At 66.1% G+C, this 21,340-nt stretch carries 15 protein-coding genes, 2 pseudogenes and 2 riboswitches; of the genes and pseudogenes, 11 read left to right on the top strand and 6 right to left on the bottom strand.

Features of this window, described 5'->3' with window-relative positions; translation table 11 throughout:
• Nucleotides 1-82: 82 nt before the first annotated feature.
• Both purU and NMQ03_RS02290 read right to left on the bottom strand, forming a co-directional pair.
• Nucleotides 83-958, bottom strand: coding sequence for a formyltetrahydrofolate deformylase (gene purU / locus NMQ03_RS02295; RefSeq protein WP_255175515.1), 876 nt, complete (start codon nt 956-958; stop codon nt 83-85).
• A 65-nt stretch (nt 959-1,023) separates the two neighbouring features.
• Nucleotides 1,024-2,535: an amino acid permease gene (locus tag NMQ03_RS02290; protein WP_255174212.1), complete on the bottom strand. Its 1,512-nt coding sequence runs from the start codon at nt 2,533-2,535 to the stop codon at nt 1,024-1,026.
• A 154-nt stretch (nt 2,536-2,689) separates the two neighbouring features.
• Nucleotides 2,690-2,787, bottom strand: a riboswitch (glycine riboswitch).
• A 313-nt stretch (nt 2,788-3,100) separates the two neighbouring features.
• Nucleotides 3,101-3,200, top strand: a riboswitch (glycine riboswitch).
• A 152-nt stretch (nt 3,201-3,352) separates the two neighbouring features.
• On the opposite strand from NMQ03_RS02290, the gene gcvP reads away from it, so the two are divergent.
• The 6 genes and pseudogenes from gcvP to lipA all read left to right on the top strand — a co-directional run bounded on the left by gcvP (nt 3,353) and on the right by lipA (nt 11,711).
• Nucleotides 3,353-6,205, top strand: coding sequence for an aminomethyl-transferring glycine dehydrogenase (gene gcvP / locus NMQ03_RS02285; protein ID WP_255174211.1), 2,853 nt, complete (start codon nt 3,353-3,355; stop codon nt 6,203-6,205).
• Between the two features lie 9 nt (nt 6,206-6,214).
• Nucleotides 6,215-7,322, top strand: a pseudogene (gene gcvT, locus NMQ03_RS02280) (glycine cleavage system aminomethyltransferase GcvT).
• A gap of 46 nt (nt 7,323-7,368) precedes the next feature.
• Nucleotides 7,369-7,752, top strand: a complete 384-nt coding sequence (gene gcvH, locus NMQ03_RS02275; RefSeq protein WP_224024538.1) for a glycine cleavage system protein GcvH — start codon at nt 7,369-7,371, stop codon at nt 7,750-7,752.
• Nucleotides 7,749-9,080 (top strand): serine hydroxymethyltransferase, encoded by a 1,332-nt coding sequence (gene glyA, locus NMQ03_RS02270; RefSeq protein ID WP_303694454.1) that lies wholly within the window; start codon nt 7,749-7,751, stop codon nt 9,078-9,080. The genes gcvH and glyA overlap by 4 nt, the downstream gene beginning before the upstream one ends.
• A 199-nt stretch (nt 9,081-9,279) precedes the next feature.
• Nucleotides 9,280-10,640 (top strand): annotated as a pseudogene (locus NMQ03_RS02265) (L-serine ammonia-lyase).
• A 57-nt stretch (nt 10,641-10,697) separates the two neighbouring features.
• The gene (gene lipA, locus NMQ03_RS02260) at nt 10,698-11,711 is read left to right on the top strand and encodes a lipoyl synthase (RefSeq protein ID WP_255174210.1); all 1,014 of its coding nucleotides are present in this window, start codon (nt 10,698-10,700) and stop codon (nt 11,709-11,711) included.
• A 126-nt stretch (nt 11,712-11,837) separates the two neighbouring features.
• On the opposite strand, the gene NMQ03_RS02255 is transcribed toward lipA, so the two are convergent.
• The 3 genes from NMQ03_RS02255 to NMQ03_RS02245 form a co-directional block, all read right to left on the bottom strand.
• Nucleotides 11,838-14,183, bottom strand: a complete 2,346-nt coding sequence (locus NMQ03_RS02255; protein WP_255174209.1) for a glycoside hydrolase family 65 protein — start codon at nt 14,181-14,183, stop codon at nt 11,838-11,840.
• A 136-nt stretch (nt 14,184-14,319) separates the two neighbouring features.
• A complete protein-coding gene (locus tag NMQ03_RS02250; RefSeq protein WP_255174208.1) occupies nt 14,320-15,057 on the bottom strand; it encodes an HAD family phosphatase in 738 nt (245 codons plus the stop codon).
• A gap of 201 nt (nt 15,058-15,258) precedes the next feature.
• Entirely contained in the window at nt 15,259-15,876 is a 618-nt protein-coding gene (locus NMQ03_RS02245; RefSeq protein WP_255174207.1) for an alpha/beta hydrolase, read from the bottom strand.
• Between the two features lie 173 nt (nt 15,877-16,049).
• Between NMQ03_RS02245 and NMQ03_RS02240 the strand changes: the two genes are divergently transcribed.
• The 5 genes from NMQ03_RS02240 to NMQ03_RS02220 all read left to right on the top strand — a co-directional run bounded on the left by NMQ03_RS02240 (nt 16,050) and on the right by NMQ03_RS02220 (nt 20,797).
• Nucleotides 16,050-16,307 (top strand): DUF6458 family protein, encoded by a 258-nt coding sequence (locus NMQ03_RS02240; protein ID WP_255174206.1) that lies wholly within the window; start codon nt 16,050-16,052, stop codon nt 16,305-16,307.
• A gap of 266 nt (nt 16,308-16,573) precedes the next feature.
• The gene (locus NMQ03_RS02235; protein WP_255174205.1) at nt 16,574-17,380 is read left to right on the top strand and encodes a DeoR/GlpR family DNA-binding transcription regulator; all 807 of its coding nucleotides are present in this window, start codon (nt 16,574-16,576) and stop codon (nt 17,378-17,380) included.
• Nucleotides 17,377-18,357 (top strand): 1-phosphofructokinase family hexose kinase, encoded by a 981-nt coding sequence (locus tag NMQ03_RS02230; protein ID WP_255174204.1) that lies wholly within the window; start codon nt 17,377-17,379, stop codon nt 18,355-18,357. Before NMQ03_RS02235 ends, NMQ03_RS02230 begins: the two co-directional genes overlap by 4 nt.
• 2 nt (nt 18,358-18,359) lie before the next feature.
• Nucleotides 18,360-20,453 carry a fructose-specific PTS transporter subunit EIIC gene (locus NMQ03_RS02225; RefSeq protein WP_255174203.1) on the top strand — a complete coding sequence of 698 codons (2,094 nt, stop codon included), beginning with the start codon at nt 18,360-18,362 and terminating at the stop codon, nt 20,451-20,453.
• A 65-nt stretch (nt 20,454-20,518) separates the two neighbouring features.
• Nucleotides 20,519-20,797, top strand: a complete 279-nt coding sequence (locus NMQ03_RS02220) for an HPr family phosphocarrier protein (protein ID WP_015935750.1) — start codon at nt 20,519-20,521, stop codon at nt 20,795-20,797.
• Between the two features lie 119 nt (nt 20,798-20,916).
• On the opposite strand, the gene NMQ03_RS02215 is transcribed toward NMQ03_RS02220, so the two are convergent.
• Entirely contained in the window at nt 20,917-21,333 is a 417-nt protein-coding gene (locus NMQ03_RS02215; RefSeq protein WP_255174202.1) for an SRPBCC domain-containing protein, read from the bottom strand.
• Nucleotides 21,334-21,340 lie beyond the last annotated feature (7 nt).

Below are 21,340 nucleotides of genomic sequence, written 5' to 3'. Positions count from 1 at the left end.
TGTTTTCAGATGTGGTGCCACGGCGGCCGGCACCTGCCCCTCCGGCTGGAGGGAGTGCGGGCGCTACCGCGTGGATGGGCAACTAGCGCAGGATGACCGTCCGGTTGCCGGAGAGGACTATCCGCCCTTCAGCGTGCCAGCGGACGGCATTCGTGAGCGCCTTGCATTCGGCGTCGCGGCCAACCGTGACCAGGTCCGAAGCGGAGTACGTGTGGTCCACCTCGATGACCTGCTGGGAGATGATGGGCCCCTCGTCCAGCTCCGAGTTGACGTAGTGGGCTGTGGCGCCCACCGTTTTGACGCCCCGCTCGTAGGCCTGGTGGTAGGGCTTGGCACCCTTGAAGCTGGGCAGGAATGAGTGGTGGATGTTGATGGCCTTGCCACTGAGGCGGGTGGTGGCCTCGTCGCTGAGCACCTGCATGTAGCGGGCCAGCACCACCAACTCCACAGCGTAGTGGTCCACCAGGCCCAGCAGCCGCTCCTCGGCATCGGCCTTGGTTTCCGGCGTCACAGGGATGTGGTGGAACGGAACGCCGTGCCACGCCGCAAGCGGTTCCAGGTCCGGGTGATTGGACACCACGGCGGCGATCTCCACGGGCAACTCACCACTGCGGGCGCGGAACAGGAGGTCGTTGAGGCAGTGCTCGTACTTGGAGACCATCACCAGGATGGGCTGCTTGCGTCCGTGGCGTTCCAGCCGCCAGTCCATCTGCCACTCCTGGGCCACTTGACCGAAACCGGCCCGGAGGCGGCCAAGGTCCAGCTCAACCCGCGAGGTGACGTGGATTCGCATGAAGAACCGGCCGCTTGCCCTGTCGCCGAACTGCTTGATGTCCACGATGTAGCATTCCTGTTCCAGCAGGTATGCCGCCACCGCCTGGACAATGCCAAGGGCATCCGGGCAATGGAACGTCAGCACGAATTCCCGGCCCGTTTCGTGGGCTGCCACAGCCTGCAGCTGGCCGGCTTCAGAAGTCCCAGGTTCGGATGCGCTCAGCTCGGACACGCGGGCCTCCGCGGCGATCACCGTTTGACCCGCTCTTCCCCCGCTTCTGCGGCGGCACCCGTACGGACAGCCTTGCCTGATGCGGCGTCGGTGAAGTCCTGGTCTGCCTGCAGTTCAGCCTGGAACGTGGCGAAACGGGCCTGGTGTGCGGGCCGGCGGCGGAGGACGAACCATGCGGCGCCCAGCAGGATGAACCACACCGGGGTGACCAGCAGGGCAACCAGGGTGTCCGGCTGGGTGGTGAGGGTCCAGATCACGAAGGCGAAGAAGGCGAAGACCACCCAGACCATGGCAACACCGCCGGGCATCTTGAACTTGGATGCTTCATGCAGGTGCGGCCGGCGGCGGCGGAAGGCGACGTAGCTGGCCAGGATGATGGACCAGACAAAGACGAAGCAGACGGCGGAGACCGTGGTCACCATGTCGAAGGCCTTGCCCACGTCCTGGCCCGCATACATGAGGACGACGCCGGACAGCAGCAGCACGCAGGAGAGGAACAGTGCGTTCTGGGGCACCTTCCGCCGGGACAGTTTGCCAAAGACGTCGGGTGCGTCGCCTTCCTGGGCAAGGCCGAAGACCATGCGGGACGTCGAGTAGATCCCGGAGTTCGCGGAGGACATCGCGGAGCTCAGCACCACGAGATTGACCACGGTGGCCGCGGCGCCCAGGCCTGCCAGGGAGAACATGGCGATGAAGGGGCTGTGACCGGCCCTGAACTCGGTCCAGGGGGTGACGGCCATCAGGATGATGAGGGCGCCCACGTAGAAGAGGAGCACGCGGATGGGGATGGAGTTGATGGCCTTGGGAAGGTTCCGCTCCGGGTTCTTGGCCTCGGCGGCGGTGGTGCCCACCAGTTCGATGCCCACGAACGCGAAAACGGCGATCTGGAAGACGGCCACGAAGCCCATGAACTCATTCGGGAAGAATCCGCCGTGGCTCCACAGGTTGGTGAAGGTGGCAGGGTCGGCGTCGGACTGGAAACCGGTGAAGATCATGAACAGGCCAACGATGATCAGGGCAGCAATGGCAATGATCTTGATGAGTGCGAACCAGAACTCCGTTTCGCCGAACGCCTTCACGGTGGTGAGGTTCAGCAGGAGCAGGATGGCCACGGTGGCCAGGCCGGGAATCCAGAGGGGCAGTCCGGGCCACAGCTCTTTGGAGTAGCCCGCGATGGCGATGACGTCGGCAATGCCGGTGATGACCCAGCAGAACCAGTAGGTCCAGCCTGTGAAGAAGCCGGCCCATGGACCCAGCAGGTCAGCGGCAAAGTCGCTGAAGGACTTGTAGTTGAGGTTGCTGAGCAGCAGTTCACCCATGGCACGCATGACGAAGAACAGCATGAAGCCGATGATCATGTACACGAAGATCACCGAGGGGCTTACCGCCGAGATGGTCTTGCCTGAGCCCATGAACAGGCCAGTGCCGATTGCACCGCCGATGGCGATCAGTTGGATGTGGCGGTTGCTGAGCTGCCGCTCCAGGTGCGGGGCTCCGCCGCCGGGGGACGTCGGGGAATGGGTCGTCATTGAGGAACTCCATCGTTCGAGCGGCACCCGGGGTGTCGCAAAGATTGGATTTCCTCCCCGCTCTGTCTGGGACCTGAGAGTTTCCACATGCCGGCATGGGCGTGCTTGCACCGTCGGTGAGCCAGGACAGGGCCCGGCTGCTTTCCAGAGTTGCCTCACCGCGGCGGTACGTGGGCCTGAGAGTTTCCTGGGGAGGGTTTGCTCCTACGGCGCCTGCTGAACGTACCGGCAGGGCTCTCCCGCCGCAGGTCAAAAGCGTTTGCTTGCTAAATCAGTGTTCAGTTGTCGGAGGGCATCCATCCCAGGCGCGGTAATGCGCAGAATGGATTGTGGGGCCTCCGGTGATCCCGGACGGCGAACAGAGCACCCAGCATCTTTGGGCCAGTTCCGCTGTCCGGCCGGATCACGGGGTTCAGTGTGGCGTCCGTCACGGACAAAAGTCAAACCCGGCGTTACGCCATCCACGTAACGCTCTGGAGCCCCAATTCATGACGGACCGATTTGCTCCCCGGCCCGCTTTGCCGGTAACCTGTGAGCCGAATCACCCACATTTCAATATGCCTTTCGAGCTGTGGCGGGAGAGTTCTCCCGGCCATCACCGGGCAGGCGCCGTAGGAGCAAATCCTCCCCAGGAATCTCTCAGGCCCATGTACCGTCACGGCGAGGCGACTCTGGAAAGCAGTGCTGCTCCGGCAGTACTCACCGACGGTGCAAGCAGGCCCTGATGGGTTTGCGGAATCTCTCAGGTCCAATACAGAGCGGGGAGGGACCCGATCCATGCCGTGCCACCCGTGACCGGCCAAACCTGGAGTTCCTCATGACGATTCAATCCCTTCCGTCTGCCTTTGCAGACCGGCATATCGGTGCACGCCGCCAGGCTGACGTGGACACCATGCTCAAGGCCGTTGGCTACGACAGCGTTGATGGACTGGTGGACATCGCCGTTCCCAACTCAATCCGCCAGTCCAAGCCCCTTGCGCTCAAAGACGCGCTGAGCGAGGTTGAGGTGCTTGCGGAACTGCGCAGGCTCGCCGCCAAGAACAAGACCGCCGTACAGATGATCGGCCAGGGCTACTACGACACCATCACGCCCGCCGTCATCCGCCGGAATGTCCTCGAGGCCCCGGCCTGGTACACCGCCTACACCCCGTACCAGCCCGAGATTTCCCAGGGACGGCTCGAGGCACTCCTGAACTTCCAGACCATGGTCCAGGACCTGGTGGGCCTGCCCATCGCCAACGCCTCCCTGCTCGATGAAGCCACCGCCGTGGCCGAAGCCGTCCTCATGATGCGCCGCGCCAACAAGAACAAGGACGTCCGAGACGGCAAGACCGTCCTGGACGCCGACGTCCTGCCGCAGACCATCGCCATCGTCAAGGGCCGCGCCGAGGCGCTCGGCTTCGAGGTTGAGGTCGCCGACCTGTCCAAGGGCCTGCCCGACGGCGCAATCAACGGCATCGTGCTCCAGCAGCCGGGCGTCTCCGGCCGCGTTTTCAGCCACGCCGGCGTCATCGCCGAAGCAAAGGAGCGCGGCGCGCTGGTGACGGTGGCCGCTGACCTGCTGGCACTGACCCTGATCACCCCTCCAGGCGAGCAGGGTGCCGACATCGCCGTCGGCTCCACCCAGCGTTTCGGTGTCCCGCTGTTCTTCGGCGGCCCGCACGCCGCATACATGGCAGTGGCCAAGGGCCTGGAACGTTCCATGCCGGGCCGCCTGGTGGGCGTATCCAAGGACGACGCCGGCCTCCCGGCTTACCGCCTGGCGCTGCAGACCCGCGAGCAGCACATCCGCCGCGAGAAGGCCACGTCCAACATCTGCACCGCGCAGGCGCTGCTGGCCATCGTTTCCTCCTTCTACGCCGTCTACCACGGCCCCGACGGGCTGAAGGCCATTGCCGAGCGCGTCCACAACAACGCACGCGCCCTCGCCACCACGCTCAAGAGCGCAGGCCGCGAACTGGCCTCCGAGACGTTCTTCGATACGGTCACGGTTTCCGTCCCGGGCAAGGCCGCCAAGGTCATCACCGCTGCTGAAGCACGCGGCATCAACCTGCGCCACATTGATGCCGACACCATTGGCGTGTCCGTGGATGAAACCACGACGCCGGAAATCCTGTCCGCGATCGCCGTCGCCTTCGGTGCCGGCCCCGTAGTGGACGCTGCGGGCTTCGACCTGCCGTCAGAGGTGCTCCGCACCTCTGAGTTCATGCAGCACCCGGTGTTCAACACCCACCGCTCCGAAACCCAGCTCCTGCGCTACATCCGCAGGCTCTCCGACCGCGACCTGGCGCTGGACCGCACCATGATCCCGCTGGGCTCGTGCACCATGAAGCTGAACGCCACCGCCGAGATGGAAGCCATCTCCTGGCCGGAGTTCGCCTCCATCCACCCCTTCGCCCCCGAGTCCCAGACCAAGGGCTGGCGTGAACTGATCAGTGGCCTGGAAGCCGACCTGGCGGAAATCACCGGCTACGACCAGGTGTCGCTGCAGCCGAACGCCGGCTCCCAGGGCGAGCTCGCCGGCCTGCTGGCCATCCGCGGCTACCACCGCGCCAACGGCGATACCCAGCGCAACGTCTGCCTCATCCCCGCCTCCGCCCACGGCACCAACGCCGCCTCTGCGGTCCTGGCCGGAATGAAGGTCGTCGTCGTTGCCACGGCGGCGGACGGAACGATCGACCACGAGGACCTGTACGCGAAGATCGAGGCGAACAAGGACGTCCTCTCGGCGATCATGATCACCTACCCGTCCACCCACGGTGTCTACGACGCGGACGTGACCGAGATCTGCGAGGCTGTCCACGCGGCCGGCGGCCAGGTCTACGTCGACGGCGCCAACCTGAACGCCCTGGTGGGCCTGGCCCAGCCCGGCAAGTTCGGCGGCGACGTGTCCCACCTGAACCTGCACAAGACCTTCTGCATCCCGCACGGCGGCGGCGGACCCGGCGTCGGACCGGTCGCGGCCAAGGCACACCTGGCACCGTTCATGCCCGGCGACGCCAACAAGGCAGCGCATGAGGAAGGCCACGGCGTGGCCATCAGCGCCTCGAACTTCGGTTCCGCCGGTGTCCTGCCGATCTCCTGGGCCTACGTGAAGCTCATGGGCGGGGAGGGACTGACCGAGGCCACCAAGGCAGCCCTGCTCGCAGCGAACTATGTTGCCGTGCGCCTGAACGAGTACTTCCCGGTGCTCTACACCGGCGAAGGCGGCCTCGTGGCGCACGAATGCATCCTGGACCTGCGCGACCTCACTGCCAAGACCGGTGTCACGGCCGAGGACGTGGCCAAGCGACTCATCGACTTCGGCTTCCACGCCCCCACCCTGGCGTTCCCGGTGGCAGGCACCCTGATGGTGGAGCCCACCGAGTCCGAGGACCTGGCCGAGATCGACCGCTTCATCGAGGCCATGATCACCATCCGCAAGGAAATCGACCAGGTGGCCAACGGCGACTTCTCTGTCCAGGATTCCCCGCTGCGCAACGCACCCCACACCGCGTCCGCCGTCGTGAACTCCGAATGGACCCGCCAGTACAGCCGCGAGCAGGCCGTCTTCCCCGTCCACCACCTGAAGCAGGACAAGTACTTCCCGCCGGTGGGCCGGATCGACGGCGCCGGTGGAGACCGGAACTTGATCTGCTCCTGCCCGCCGCTGTCCGAGTTCGAAAACTAAGGATCCCCCGTGACTGAGAACTACACGGCTCTCTACGAAGAGCACAAAAAGCTTGGCGCCTCCTTCACCGACTTCGGTGGCTGGCAGATGCCGCTCAAATACAGCTCCGAACTGGCAGAACACCACGCCGTGCGCAGAGCCGCCGGCCTGTTCGACCTCTCCCACATGGGCGAAGTCTGGGTCACCGGACCCCAGGCCGGCGCCTTCCTGGACTACGCCCTGGTAGGCAAGTTGTCCGCCATCGCGGACGGCAAAGCCAAGTACTCGCTGATCTGCAATGAGGACGGCGGCATCATCGACGACCTCATCACCTACCGGTTCGGCGATGAGAAGTACCTGGTGGTCCCGAACGCAGGCAACGCCCCCACCGTGGCCGCCGCCCTCGCCGAGCGCGCAGCCAACTTCGATGTGACGGTGGAGGACGCTTCGGCGGCAACCTCGCTCGTCGCAGTCCAGGGACCCAAGGCCGAGGCCATCCTGCTCAAACTCACGGATGAGTCCCGGCACGCCCTGGTCACCGACCTGAAGTATTACGCGTTCAACGAAGTCACCGTAGACGGCCACGATGTCATCCTGGCCCGCACTGGCTACACCGGTGAAGACGGCTTTGAACTCTTCCTCCCGAATGAAGGCGCCGCTTCCCTCTGGGAGTCCGTGGCCCAGGCCGGGGAAGAGTTCGGCATTGTCCCCTGCGGCCTCGCATCCCGCGATTCGCTCCGCCTTGAAGCAGGCATGCCGCTGTACGGGAATGAGCTCTCCCTCGAGCGTTCACCGTTCGACGCCGGCCTTGGCCCCGTGGTGGCGCTTAAGTCCAAGGAAGGGGACTTCGTGGGCCGGGCAGCACTGGAGGCGGCCAAGGAGTCCGGCTCCAAGCGCAAGCTCGTCGGCCTGAAAGGTCAGGCGCGCCGGCCGTGGCGGCTACCCCGTCCTCAAGGACGGCAACGTGGTGGGCGAAGTGACCTCCGGCCAGCCGAGCCCCACCCTGGGCTACCCTGTCGCCCTGGCCTATGTCGACGTCGAGCACGCCGAGCTGGGCACCGCACTGGACGTGGACCTGCGCGGCAAGGCTGAGCCCTTCGAAGTCGTCGCACTGCCCTTTTACAAGCGCCAGAAATAACCCCGCGCTCCCGCTTTCTTGCACTCCAAACTTAAGGAAAAACACCATGGCTAAAGTTGCCGCTGAACTGAAGTACTCCGCCGAGCACGAATGGATCGCCGCTGACGGCTCCGGCCCCTCCGTGGTGGGCGTGTCCGCTGTTGCCGCCGAGGCACTGGGCGACATCGTCTACGTGGACCTGCCCGAAGTTGGCGCCACGGTGACCGCAGGCGAGACCTGTGGCGAGATCGAGTCCACCAAGTCCGTGTCGGACCTGTACTCCCCCGTCACGGGCGAGGTCACGGAAGTCAACGACGACGTGGTCAGCGACCCCGCCGTGATCAACAACGACCCCTACGGCGCCGGCTGGCTCTTCAAAGTCACCGTCACCGAAGAGGGCCCGCTGCTCTCCGCACAGGAATACGCCGAAGCAAACGGCGGCGAACTGTGAGCGGCGTTTCATCCGCCGCGGGCACTGTGGCCTTTGAACAGGTGGTCTCCCCCAGCCTGAACGCAGACCTCTCCGCCCTGGACCCCGAAATTGCGGCAAAGATCGACGACGAACTGGGCCGCCAGCGCGACGGCCTGGAAATGATCGCTTCGGAGAACCACACCGCCGCCGCGGTCATGCAGGCGCAGGGCTCCGTGCTGACCAACAAGTACGCCGAAGGCTACCCGGGCAAGCGCTACTACGGTGGCTGCGAGCATGTGGACGTCATCGAGCAGCTCGCGATCGACCGGGTCAAGGCCCTGTTCGGTGCCGGGTTCGCCAACGTCCAGCCGCACTCCGGAGCCCAGGCCAACGCCTCGGTCATGCACGCGCTGATCAAGCCCGGCGACACCATCATGGGCCTTAACCTGGCCCACGGCGGCCACCTGACCCACGGCATGCGGATCAACTTCTCCGGCAAGCTCTACAACGTGGTTCCGTACCAGGTCCGCGAAGACACCCACACCATCGACATGGCAGAGGTGGAGCGGCTGGCCCAGGAGCACAAGCCGCAGCTCATCGTGGTAAGCTGGTCAGCCTACGCGCGCCAGCTGGACTTCGCCGAGTTCCGCCGCATCGCCGATTCCGTGGGCGCCTACCTCATGGTGGACATGGCGCACTTCGCCGGGCTGGTGGCCGCGGGCCTGCACCCCTCGCCGGTCCCGCACGCCCACGTGGTCACCTCCACGACGCACAAGACCCTTGCCGGTCCGCGCGGCGGCATCATCCTCTCCAACGACCCCGACATCGCCAAGAAGATCAATTCGGCAGTGTTCCCGGGCCAGCAGGGCGGGCCGCTGGAGCACGTCATCGCCGGCAAGGCCGTGGCGTTCAAGATCGCGGCATCCGAGGAATTCAAGGAGCGGCAGGAGCGCGTCCTGACCGGCGCCCGCATCCTGGCCGAGCGCCTGGTCCAGCCGGACGTCACCGCCAAGGGCATCAGCGTGGTGTCCGGCGGCACCGACGTGCACCTGGTCCTGGTGGACCTGCGCAACTGCGAACTCGATGGCCAGCAGGCCGAAGACCGGCTCGCCGCGATCGACATCACCGTCAACCGCAACGCCGTGCCGTTCGACCCGCGTCCGCCGATGGTCACCTCGGGCCTGCGCATCGGAACCCCTGCCCTGGCCACCCGTGGCTTCGGCGAGGAAGCCTTCCGCGAGGTTGCGGACATCATCGCCGAGGCATTGATTGCCGACGCCGGCGCGGACCTTTCCGGGCTCCGTCACCGCGTTGAGGCACTCGCCGCAGCCCACCCGCTCTACCCGGGTGTGGCACCCCTGTCCTGAGTCCCGTGCCCGCCTTGGGCGCGGTGGGGCCGGCATCCTCCGCGTGCTCGCTCGCGTAGACGCACGCTTCCGGATACCGGTCCCACAGGGGCCCGCTTTCTCTTCTTCTCCGTCCAGTTAGGAACACACCGTGGCAGTCGGCGTATTCGACCTTTTTTCTATCGGTATTGGCCCTTCGTCTTCTCATACTGTGGGGCCGATGCGGGCTGCTGCTGTGTTTGCTGAGGAGTTGAAGGCCTCGGGGAAGCTCGGGGCTGTGGTGTCGTTGCGGGTGGATTTGTATGGGTCGTTGGCGGCGACGGGGCATGGTCACGGGACGATGACCGCAATCCTGTTGGGGTTGGAGGGGTTCCACCCGGAGTTGATCCTGCCCGAAGAGGTGGAGGAGCGGCTGGCTTCGATCGCGGAGACCGGGATCCTGAACCTGGCCGGTGCGGTGGCGTTGCGGTACGGGGTGGGCGACATGGTGTTGCGGCCGTTGACGGTGTTGCCGCGGCACACGAACGGGATGACGTTCACGGTCGCGGACGCTGCCGGGGATGTGGTGCATGGGGCGACGTTTTTCTCGGTCGGTGGCGGGTTCATCGTCCGGGAGGGTGAGGAGGACGCGGCGCAGCAGGAGCTGGACGCGTCCAAGGAAGAGTTGCCGCTGCCGTTCCGGACCGCGGCGGAACTGCTGGAGCACTGCGCGGTGACCGGGCTGGGCATCGCGGACGTGATGTTCGTGAACGAGAAGGCCTCCCGGTCCGAGGAGGAGATCCGGGCCGGGCTGCTGCATATCTGGTCGGTGATGGAGAACTGCGTGCAGACCTCGCTCAAGCGTGAAGGGGTGCTGCCGGGCGGGTTGAAGGTCCGGCGCCGCGCCCCGGACTGGTATGAGCGGTTGAAGAAGGAAACCGCCCGCCCCGAAGACACCGGCCAGGACGGGCCGGACCACTATGACCCCAGGTATTGGCAGGAGTGGGTTAACTTGGTGGCGTTGGCGGTGAACGAGGAGAACGCCTCCGGCGGGAGGGTGGTCACCGCCCCCACGAACGGGGCGGCCGGGATCATCCCGGCGGTGCTGTTCTATGCCCTGCACTTCGCCCCGGGCATGGACCAGGCCACCCAGGCCGACCGGGACGGTGTGGTGGTGCGGTTCCTGCTCGCCGCCGCGCTGTGGGGGTGCTCTACAAGGAACAGGCCTCGATTTCCGGGGCCGAGGTGGGTTGCCAGGGCGAGGTCGGGTCCGCGTCCTCGATGGCCGCCGCGGGCCTGGCCGAGGTCATGGGCGGCACCCCGGCCCAGGTGGAGAACGCCGCGGAGATCGCGATGGAACACAACCTGGGCTTGACGTGCGACCCGATCGGCGGGCTGGTCCAGGTCCCCTGCATCGAACGGAACGCGATCGCCGCCGCGAAGGCCATCAACGCCGCGAAAATGGCGCTCTGGGGCGACGGCACCCACCGCGTCTCCCTCGACGAAGTCATCATCACCATGCGCGAAACCGGCAAAGACATGAGCGACAAATACAAGGAAACCGCCATGGGCGGCCTCGCCGTCAACGTCGTCGAATGCTGACACCCCGCTGACACCCGGCGCACTCCGATTCCCCAAGAAGACAAAGGAAACACGATCATGACCCTGGCACCTGAAGGCCGGAAGATGCTGCGGATCGAGCAGCGCAACGCTGCGGTCCCGGTGGAGCGCAAGCCGGAGTGGATCAAGGCCAAGGTCCAGATGGGCCCGGAGTTCGTCGGGCTGAAGAACCTGGTCAAAAAAGAAGGCCTGCACACCGTCTGCGAAGAGGCCGGCTGCCCCAACATCTTCGAATGCTGGGAAGACAAGGAAGCCACCTTCCTGATCGGCGGCTCCGAATGCACCCGCCGCTGCGACTTCTGTCAGATCGACACCGGCAAACCCTCCCCCGTGGACATGTTCGAACCCACCAAGGTGGCCCGCTCCGTCCAATCCATGCAGCTGCGCTACGCCACCGTCACCGGCGTGGCCCGCGATGACCTCGAAGACGAAGGCGTCTGGCTCTACGCCGAAACCGTCCGCAAAATCCACGAACTGAACCCCGGCACCGGCGTGGAACTGCTCATCCCCGACTTCTCCGGCAACCCCGACCACATCAAGGCGATCTGCGACTCAGCGCCCGAAGTCTTCGCGCACAACGTCGAAACCGTGCCCCGGATCTTCAAAAGGATCCGCCCCGCCTTCCGCTACGAACGCTCCCTGGACGTCATCACCCAGGGCCGGAACCTCGGCATGGTCACCAAGTCCAACCTCATCCTGGGCATGGGCGAAACCCGCGAAGAAATCAGCGAAGCCCTCCGCGACCTGCACCAGGCCGGCTGCGACCTGATCACCATCACCCAGTACCTGCGCCCGTCCGAACGGCACCTGCCCGTGGACCGCTGGGTCAAACCCCAGGAATTCGTGGACCTCCAGCACGAAGCCGAAGACATCGGCTTCCTCGGCGTCATGTCCGGACCCCTGGTCCGCTCCTCCTACCGCGCCGGCCGCCTCTGGGCCACCGCCATGCGCAAAAAAGGCCGCGACATCCCCGCCGAACTCGCCCACATCGCAGAAGGCATCCAGGACTCCGGCACCACCCGCCAGGAAGCCGCCACCCTCCTCGCGGGCTAGGCCACTGCGGGCCCCTGGTGCTTTTTGGGGGGCACCAGGCAGGAACGGCAGCGGGAGATGGAGGAGGCCCGGCAAGGGAAGCTGCCGGGCCTACGCCGGACGCGTCCTCCCAGCCCGGCAACGCGCTCAGCTGTTGCCGCGCACCACCGGGATGCTCGCCGTCGGCAATCCGCTGGGGAACACCGTGGGTTCCGGCTCCCCCACCGGTTCCAGCGGCACCCGCACCGGCTCGTTGCCCACCATGAGCCGCTGGCCACGGACGTCCACCTCCAGCGGCCCGCCGTCCTGGACCGTCAGCGTGATAAAGCGGGCTGCGAGCTGGACCAGCAGCAGGCGGCCCCTGATCTTCAGGTGGAAGGTCAGTCCCTCCCACTCCGCGGGCAGGCGTGGATCAAAGTATGGGACCTGGCCTTGGTCGCGCATGCCGGCGAACCCGCACACCAGCGAACTCCAGACTCCGCCGGTGGAGGCGATGTGCACGCCGTCGATCGTGTTGCCATGCGTGTTGTCAAGGTCAATGAAGGCGGCATTGGTGAAGTGGTCCAGGGCCTCCCTCGAATAGCCCACCTCGGCCGCCATGATCCCCTGGACACAGGCGGACAGCGTTGAATCGCCGGTGGTGATGGGATCGTAGAAGTCGAAGGCCCGCTGCTTCTCCTCAGCCGTGAAGTCCTGCCACTGCAGGAACATGGCCAGGACGGTATCCGCCTGCTTCAGGACCTGGTGCCGGTAGATGACCAGGGGGTGGAAGTGCAGCAGCAGCGGATACTTGGAACGCGGCGTGGTCCAGTCCCAGGCTTCCAGGGTCATGAAGTCGTTGTCCTGGGAGTGGACCTGCATCCGTTCATCGAAGGGCAGCTGCATGCGGCTGGCGGCCGCCTCCCACAGCTGGCGCTCCTCGTGGGTGATGCCTGCGTGCCCAAGCGCGGCGGCGGCACGCAGGTTGAAGCGGGCCATGACGTTCGTATACAGGTTGTCGTTCACCACGGCCGTGTACTCGTCAGGGCCGGTGACGCCGTGGATGTGGAAGAGTCCGTCCTTGCCGAAGAAGCCCAGGGAGATCCACATCCGGGCCGTCTCGATCAGCAGTTCTGCGCCCATGCCATCCCGGAATCCGGCATCTCCGGTTGCCCAGAGGTACCGGTTGGTGGCGAAGGCAATCGCGGCGGCGATATGGAACTGTGCGGTACCGGCCGCGTAATAGGCGCTGGCCTCGAGGCCGTTGATGGTGCGCCACGGGAAGAGGGCGCCGTCCACGCTCAGTTCCTTCGCCCGGATTCGGGCCTCGGGAAGCATGCCGTGGCGGAACTCGAGGACCTGCCGGGCGCCGTCGGGGTTGGTGTAGGTAAGGTACGGCAGCAGGTACACCTCCTGGTCCCAGAAGTAGTGCCCCTCGTAGCCCGAACCCGTCACGCCCTTGGCGGGGATGCCGGCAACATCGGCACGCGCCGTAGCCTGGGCCAGCTGGAAAAGGTTCCAGCGGATGGCCTGCTGCAGCCCGGCCCGGCCGCCCTCAACCACGATGTCCGAGGTGGCCCAGTAACCGCGGTAGTGGGCCATGCTTTCGGCAAAGATGCTGTCCACCGGGCGGAGGGCTTCCTCCGCCACTGCGGCCGCATCGACGTCCGGGTCCTGGATGGTGCGACCGGCCGCGTAGCTGACGCTCTTTTCCAAGCGGAACGGATCGCCGGCTTCGACCGCAAGGACGTACCGGACGGTGCTGTCGTCCTGGTCCACCACCGTTTCGAACGGCTGGTGCCCGGCAGAGGTCCAGTGGTCCACTGCGATCCCCACCCGCTGCTTGGATTCGGCCGCCTCCCAGGACAACCGCAACGAGCCGTCGCCGCCGTCCAGCCGCACGGGGAGCAGCACCCGCCCGGCGTGCCGTCCGGCCCGGCGGGGATCGTGCACGGAGTGGTCTTCCACCGGCTGGTCCTGGCGGTTGATCACCGCGGAGGTGACGTCCAGGGAGATCTGCCGGTCCGCTTCCACCTCCAGGGAAATGCCCAGGCAGCCGCGGGACTCGTAGCCCACAGCCCGCCGTTCCGTGGTGGTCACGGTGGCGCCGGACCGGCACTGCCAGGTGATGCGGCACTCGTAGATCCCGGTGGAGAAGTCGACGCTCCGGTGGTAGTCCAGGACCTCTGATTCGGCGAGGCTGAGGTTTTCGCCGTCCACCACAACGGTGAAGTTGTTGGCGTCCGGGATGTAGAGGATGCGCTGGCCCGTCCGGGCGAAGCCAAAGGCGTTTTCGGCGTGCTTGATGTCCCAGATTTCGTGCAGGCCGTTGATGAAGCTGCCTGGCAACTCGGCATCGGCGGCCGCCCAATGGGCCCCCCGGATGCCCAGATGGCCGTTGCCCAGGGCGAACAGGGCCTCCAGGGTTCCTGTGCCATCGGTTCCGTAGCGCGTTTCGACGAGCTGCCAGGGGGTATCGGGGAACCGTTCGCGGTCCGCGGAGATCAATGCCATGGTCGGGGTCCTTTTGACCTTGCTGTGGTGCCGGGCTGGCCGGCACGGAATATTCGGGGGAAGGGCAATACTCGGATGGGTACTGCCGGGGAGCAGCAGCGTTGCCCGGGGCAGGCAACGCGTTTGGGGCCTGGGTTTAGGGGACGAGTTCCTGGAGGTCGTTGACCACCAGGGTGGCTCCGGCGTCCAGGAGCGTCTGCCGCCCGGCGCCGCGGTCCACGCCGATCACGGAGTGGAACGATCCGGCGTGTCCGGCCTGCACCCCTGATACGGCGTCTTCCACCACCACGCACTCCGGACTGGAGAGGTCCAGCAGTTTTGCCGCGTATTCGTAGGTAGCCGGGCTTGGTTTACCGGGCAGGCCCTGCTCCGCGGCCACCACCCCGTCCACCACCACGGCGAAGTAGTGGCTGAGACCGGCGGCTTTCAGGACGGCGGGGGCATTGCGGGAAGAAGAGACGACGGCGATCTTGAGTCCGCGTTCCAGGGCGGCTTCGAGGAAGCGGACCGAGCCCTGGAACGGTTCGACGCCGGCGCTCACGATGTCATTGAAGATCGCGTTCTTCCGGTTGCCCAGGCCCTGGACGGTTTCGTGGGCCGGGTCGTCATCCAGCGGGCCTTCCGGCAGCGCGAGTCCCCGCGAGGCCAGGAAGTCGCGCACCCCGTCAAAGCGGGGCTTGCCGTCGATGTGGTCGAAGTAGTCGCTTTCCCGGTATCCGGGGAGCTCCGGGTGCGAGGCCAGATAACCGTCGAACAGTTCCTGCCAGGCGCGCTCGTGCACGGTAGCGGTGGGCGTCAGGACGCCGTCCAGGTCAAACAGGATTGCTGCGGCGCCGGTCCAGGCGGCGGCCTCAGCTGCAGTTTCCAGTGTCATCGGCAGTGCGGTGTCCTTTCGGTTGGTGGACAGCCGGCCCTGCCGGGACAGCCTAAAGGAGGGTGTGCTGCGCTTCGCGCGCTCAGCATCACTTCCTTGTCCGCCCACTGCAGGACCGATCATGGCCGTAGACGAGTGTAAGCGCTTGCAAATTCCGCTGGCAACTGTTTTTTCTTACCCACTGATGGGGCGGCTACACAGTCAGCGCAGCACGTAGTGACGCAGGAAGGCGCTGACGTCCACCATCTCGGTCTTGGACATCGCGTGCCCCATTCCCGGGTATGTCCGGGCCGTCAACAGAGTGTTCTTTTCCAGCCACTCGGCGGTGTAGGCAACGGCGTCCTCGTTGATCACCAGGTCCGCCTTGTCCCGGCCCCAAAAGAAGGGCGGCTTGACGTCAAAGGAGTCGGTCACCGAGAGGAGTTCGTTGTTGAGCACGAAGCCGGACAGTCCCACAACGGCCTTGTAGTCATCGGGGTGCAGCCGCAGGAGCGTGCTGGCCATGGCCATGCCCTGCGAGTACCCCATCAGGGTGACGCTGCTGTGCTGGTCCCTGACGGAGCTGATCCATGCCCGTACCGAGTTGGCGGCGGAGATGACATCCGCGAAGTCGTTCGCCAGGAAGTAGTCGAGCAGGAACCAGCCCCAGTGGTCGCCGATGGGCATCGGTGCCCGCAGGGCGGCAAACGTGAGCTCGGGAGGCAGGTACTCGAAGAGGCGCACCATCCGGGACTCGTCCGTGCCGTACCCGTGCATCATCACCAGGAGGGGGGTGCCTGCGCGCTGGTCTTCCGGCTTGGACCACACAACTGTTTCCACTGGTCAAGCCTAACTACGGAAGCACGACGCCCCGCCCGGATCATTGAATCCGGAATCACCGGGAGGTAGCGTGACGCTTGACAGACAGCAGGCTTGGCTTTTGGCAGTGTACGCACCACCCTCCCGTATCGCCCTACCAGCGCCGCGCAGCCCGCGGCCATAAGGAGCAAGTCATGAGAATCGGATCGTCAATCTTCCTCATCGCCCTCGGCGCCATCCTTGCCTGGGCTGTCGCGCCCGGACTGATCCCGTTCGTGGACCAGCAATTGGTGGGGTACATCCTCATGGCCGTAGGGGTGATCGGGCTGGTCGCCTCGCTCATCCTCGCTTCCCCGGGCCGCAGCCGCCGCGTCAGCGAATCACGTTCCGTTATCGATCCCAACACCGGTGAGCGCATCACCCGCCACGAAAGCCGCGACGGCGGCATCTAGCCACACGCGAACGGGGACGGGGATCCCGGGGCGTGACCGAGGAACCCGAAAAAGCCGGGTTGGACCACCACGCGTCCAGCCCGGCTTTTTCGTGCCTGCGCCCGGACTGGAAAGCTCGATCTTGTTTCATGTTGGTTTCCATTGACAAACCAACAGAAGCACAGATAAAGTCAAGTAACTCAACATCAATGTGATGCCAGTCACGCAAGGCCGGGAAGTCGGCAGGGCGGACAACCTCACAGCAGGACCTACGCAACGGAGGGTACGTGTTCGCCGAAGAGCGCCAGCAACAGATTGCCGAGCTTGTAGCCGGCAGCGGCCGGGTCAGCGTGACCCTGCTGGCTGAGCGCTTCCGCATCACCACCGAAACGGTGCGCAGGGACCTCGCCGCCCTCGAAAACGCCGGCACGGTCCGCCGTGTCCACGGCGGCGCTGTTGCGGCAGACCGATTCAGCACCACCGAGGAAAGCGTCACTGAACGGGCCATTCAGCGGCCGGACCAAAAGATCCGGATCGCCGAAGCCGCCCTTGCCCTGATCCCCCGCAACTCGCCTGCCAGCGTCCTGATGGACGGGGGCACCACCACCGAAGTCCTTGCCGACATGCTGGCCCGCCGCACCGCCGTCGAACCTTCCGACGGAACGGGCCCCCAGCACGAACTGGTGGTCATCACGCACGCAGTACCCATTGCCAGCAAACTCTCCAACGTCCCCGGCGTTGCCCTGCAGATCCTGGGCGGCCGGGTTCGCGGCCTCACCCAGGTAGCCGTGGGGCAGGCAACGGTGAACGCCGCCGCCCGGATCCGCCCTGACATCGCGTTCATCGGAACCAACGGCATCCACGCCACCTTTGGCGTCAGCACTCCCGATCCTGAAGAAGCCGCCGTCAAGGCAGCCTTCGTCCAGTCGGCACGCCGCATTGTGGTGCTGGCCGACTCCTCCAAGCTGGACACGGAAACCCTGGTCCAGTTCGCCTCCCTGAAAGATCTGGACACCTTGATCACAGACAGTGAACCCGGACCTGAACTCGCAGCCGCCCTGGAAGAGGCCGGCGTTGATGTGGTGGTCGCATGATCGTCACCTTCACCGCCAACCCCAGCCTTGACCGGACCGTCGCCCTTCCCGGCCCGCTCGAGCGTGGCGAGGTACAGCGCGCCATCTCCGTCCGCCAGGAATCCGGCGGCAAGGGCGTCAACGTCTCCCGCGCGCTGGTGGCCTCGGGGCTGGAGTCCCTTGCTGTCCTCCCCGGCGCGGACAGCGATCCCGTCCTGGCGGGCCTGCGCGAGCACGCGGTGCCCTTCGTTTCGCTTCCCATCGACGAGCCGCTGCGCACCAACGTGGCCCTCACCGAACCCGGCGGCGTGACCACCAAGATCAACGAACCGGGCCCCGCGCTGGATGAGAACCAGCAGGAAGCCCTGATCAAGCTGTTGGTCGAAAGCTCACGCGGCGCCACCTGGGTGGTCCTGGCCGGATCACTGCCGCCGGGACTCCCCACCGACTTCTACGCAACGGCAGCCCGCCGCCTGCGTTCTTCCGCCGACGGCGCCGCCCCGCGCATCGCCGTCGACTCGTCCGGCCTGCCACTCGCGGCCGCCCTTACCGGCGGCCCGGAGGGCATGCCTGACCTCCTGAAGCCCAACGCCGAGGAACTGGCGGAGCTGGCCGCAGCTGCCGGTTTCCCCCCGGCATCCGGTGACGAACTGGAAGCGGATCCGGCTGCTGCCGCTGCCGCCGCAGCCGCCGTCGTCCGTTCCGGTGTGGGTGCTGTGCTGGCAACTCTCGGTTCCAAGGGAGCTGTCCTTGTCACGGCCGACGGCGCGTGGCTGGCCACGCACCCGCCGGTCGCCGCGGTCAGCACGGTGGGTGCGGGCGACTCCGCACTTGCCGGCTACCTGCTTGCCCATGGCCGGGGCGCCGCCCCTGCCGACTGCCTTCGTCAGGCGGTGGCCCATGGTGCCGCCGCTGCCTCGCTGCCGGGTTCCACCGTTCCGGCAGTAAACCAAACCACCCCGGATGCCGTAACCATCACGGCCCTTCGAAAGGATTGACAGTGACCCAGCTCATCACCACGGACCTGGTCGAGCTCGACCAGAACCTGGGCAACGCCCCCGAGACGGTGATCCGGCATCTGGCAAGCAAGGTAGCTGCCACCGGACGCGCATCAGAAGTTGAAGGACTCTTCGCGGACGCCTTCGCCCGCGAGCAGAAGACCGCCACGGGCATCCCCGGCGGCATCGCCATTCCGCACTGCCGCTCTGCCGCCGTCACCGTACCCACCCTCGCCATGGCCCGCCTGAACCCGAAGGTGGACTTCGGCGCCAAGGACGGCCCCGCTGACCTGGTGTTCTTCATCGCCGCTCCCGACGGAGCGGACCAGGAGCACCTGAAGCTGCTCTCCAAGCTCGCCCGGTCCCTCATCAAAAAGGACTTCACCGCGGCCCTCCGCAACGCGTCCTCCCAGGAAGAAATTGTGGAACTCGTCGACGGCGCGCTGGCGGACAAGCCCGCCGCGCACGCCGCAGCGGCTCCGGCCGATGCAGTTCCGGTCGGCGCCGGAGTAGGCGCAGCCGGTGCCAGCGCTGTGGGTGCCCCCGCAGGGGCATCCGCAGGTTCCGCCGCCCGGGGACCCAAGCGCCTGGTGGCCGTCACCGCGTGCCCCACCGGCATTGCCCACACCTACATGGCAGCCGACTCCCTCGTGGCAGCCGCCAAGGAAGTGGGCGTTGACCTGCAGGTGGAGACCCAGGGTTCCTCCGGAGCCAAGGCACTGGACCCCGCCGTCATCGCCGCGGCGGACGCCGTGATCTTCGCTGTTGACGTGGACGTGCGCGGTAAGGAGCGCTTCGCCGGCAAGCCCGTCATCAACGCCCCGGTAAAGCGCGGCATCGACGAACCGGACAAGATGGTCCAGGAAGCCCTCGCCGCGGCCGACAACCCCCACGCCCGGCGCGTCCCGCACTTCGGTGCCGAGGAACAGGCCGAGCACGAGGCCGAGGAAAAGGGCGAGCACATTGGGCAGAAGCTCAAGAAAGCCCTCCTGACCGGTGTCAGCTACATGATTCCGTTCGTGGCCGGCGGTGGCCTGCTGATCGCCCTTGGCTTCCTCATGGGCGGCTACCTGATCACCAAGTACGCGGACACGATTGTGGTCCAGAACAGCCTGTTCAACCTGCCCACCGAGTTCCCCGACAACGCGTGGGGTCCGCTGGGTGCCTACCTCGGGGCGGTCCTGTTCAAGATCGGCGCATTGTCACTCGGGTTCCTGGTTCCGGCGCTGGCAGGCTACATCGCCTACGCCATCGCTGACCGTCCGGGCATCGCGCCCGGCTTCGTCGCCGGTGCAGTTGCCGGGTTCATGGGTGCCGGATTCCTGGGCGGCATCGTGGGCGGCCTGCTGGCCGGCTACATCGCCCACGTGGTAGGCCGCCTGCAGGTGGCACGCTGGCTGCGCGGCCTGATGCCCGTGGTGATCATCCCGCTGCTGGCCTCCCTGGTGGCTTCGGGCCTGATGTTCGTAATCCTGGGCGGCCCCATCGTCGCCATCACCAACGGCCTGAACTCCTGGCTGTCCGGCCTCACCGGGGCCGGTGCCATCGCCCTGGGCGTGATCCTGGGCCTGATGATGTGCTTCGACCTCGGCGGCCCGGTCAACAAGGTTGCCTACTCCTTCGCCGTCGCCGGCCTCGGCGCCGCAACCATCGACAACCAGGCCCCGTGGCAGATTATGGCAGCCGTCATGGCGTCCGGCATGGTTCCGCCGCTGGCCATGGCCTTGGCGTCCACCGTCCTGAACAAGAAGCTCTTCAGCCTGGCGGAGCAGGAAAACGGCAAGGCAGCCTGGCTGCTGGGCGCGTCCTTCATCTCCGAAGGCGCCATCCCGTTCGCCGCGGCCGACCCGCTGCGCGTTATCCCCGCCAGCATGCTGGGCGGTGCGGTGACTGGAGCCATCTCGATGGCTGCCGGCGTCGGATCCAAGGCACCCCACGGCGGCCTGTTCGTCTTCTTCGCCATCGACAACTTCCTGATGTTCGTTGTTTCGATCATCGTCGGCGTCGTGGTCACCGCCCTCTCGGTCATCGCCCTGAAGCGCTGGGCAGTCAAGAAGACCGTTGATACGGTTGAACCGGTTCCCGTAACCGTCTGAGCCGGTTCAGCCACAGACCTTCCCGGCGCTGAACGATCAGCACGCCGAAAGACAAAGGAGCAAAAATGCCAGAACGCACAGCAACAGTTGCCAGCCGCGTGGGCCTGCACGCCCGCCCCGCCGCTATCTTTGCCGAGGCAGCCGGAGAGTTCGACCTGGACATCACCATCGCCCGTGAAGGCGAGCCGGCAGACGAGGCCATGGATGCAGCCAGCATCCTGTCCCTCATGAGCCTGGGCGCCTCACACGGCGACGTGGTGGTCCTCCGCGCCGAAGGTGCCGGCGCAGACGATGCGCTGGAGCGCCTGGTGCAGATCCTCGAAACGGACCACGACGCCGAGTAGCACCTTCGCTGCCTCAGGCAGCACAACGCCGGCGGCCGCCGTCGGGCTTTCCCTCCCAAGGGATACGCCCGACGGCGGCCGCCTGGTTTTAACCGTCCGCCCGCACGGGCGGGCATCAGTCAGCCGCGCTCGGCGAGTGCCTTCACATCCGCCACGAGCTTGTCCCACATACCCTTCGAGTGCGCGGCGGCTTCCTCCGTGGGGTTATTGTCCTGGGCCAGCGTCAGCCGGGTGGCGCCGCCCTGGTCCTCGAGTGTCCATTCGAGCGTGTGGTAGTTCTCTGGTTTGTCCTCCTGGCCGGACAGGGCACTGAAATGGGTGTGGACGAGCTTCCGCCCCGGCTCCACGGCCAGGATCCGGCCTTTATCCTGGTACGTCTTTCCCTCCCACACGCCCTGCCAGGTGATGGGGCTTCCCACCGTCCAGTCCGTCTCCAGAGTGGTCCCGAACATGAACTCCTTCACTGCGGCGGGATCGGTCAGCACTTCCCACACGCGCTCCGGCCGGGCGTTGATGGTGGCAACGGATGTAGCCACGTGGTTT

Origin of the sequence: Arthrobacter sp. DNA4 (genome assembly GCF_024362385.1) — a bacterium.
Taxonomy (GTDB): Bacteria; Actinomycetota; Actinomycetes; order Actinomycetales; family Micrococcaceae; genus Arthrobacter.
This window is presented reverse-complemented; position numbering and strand designations above follow the sequence as displayed.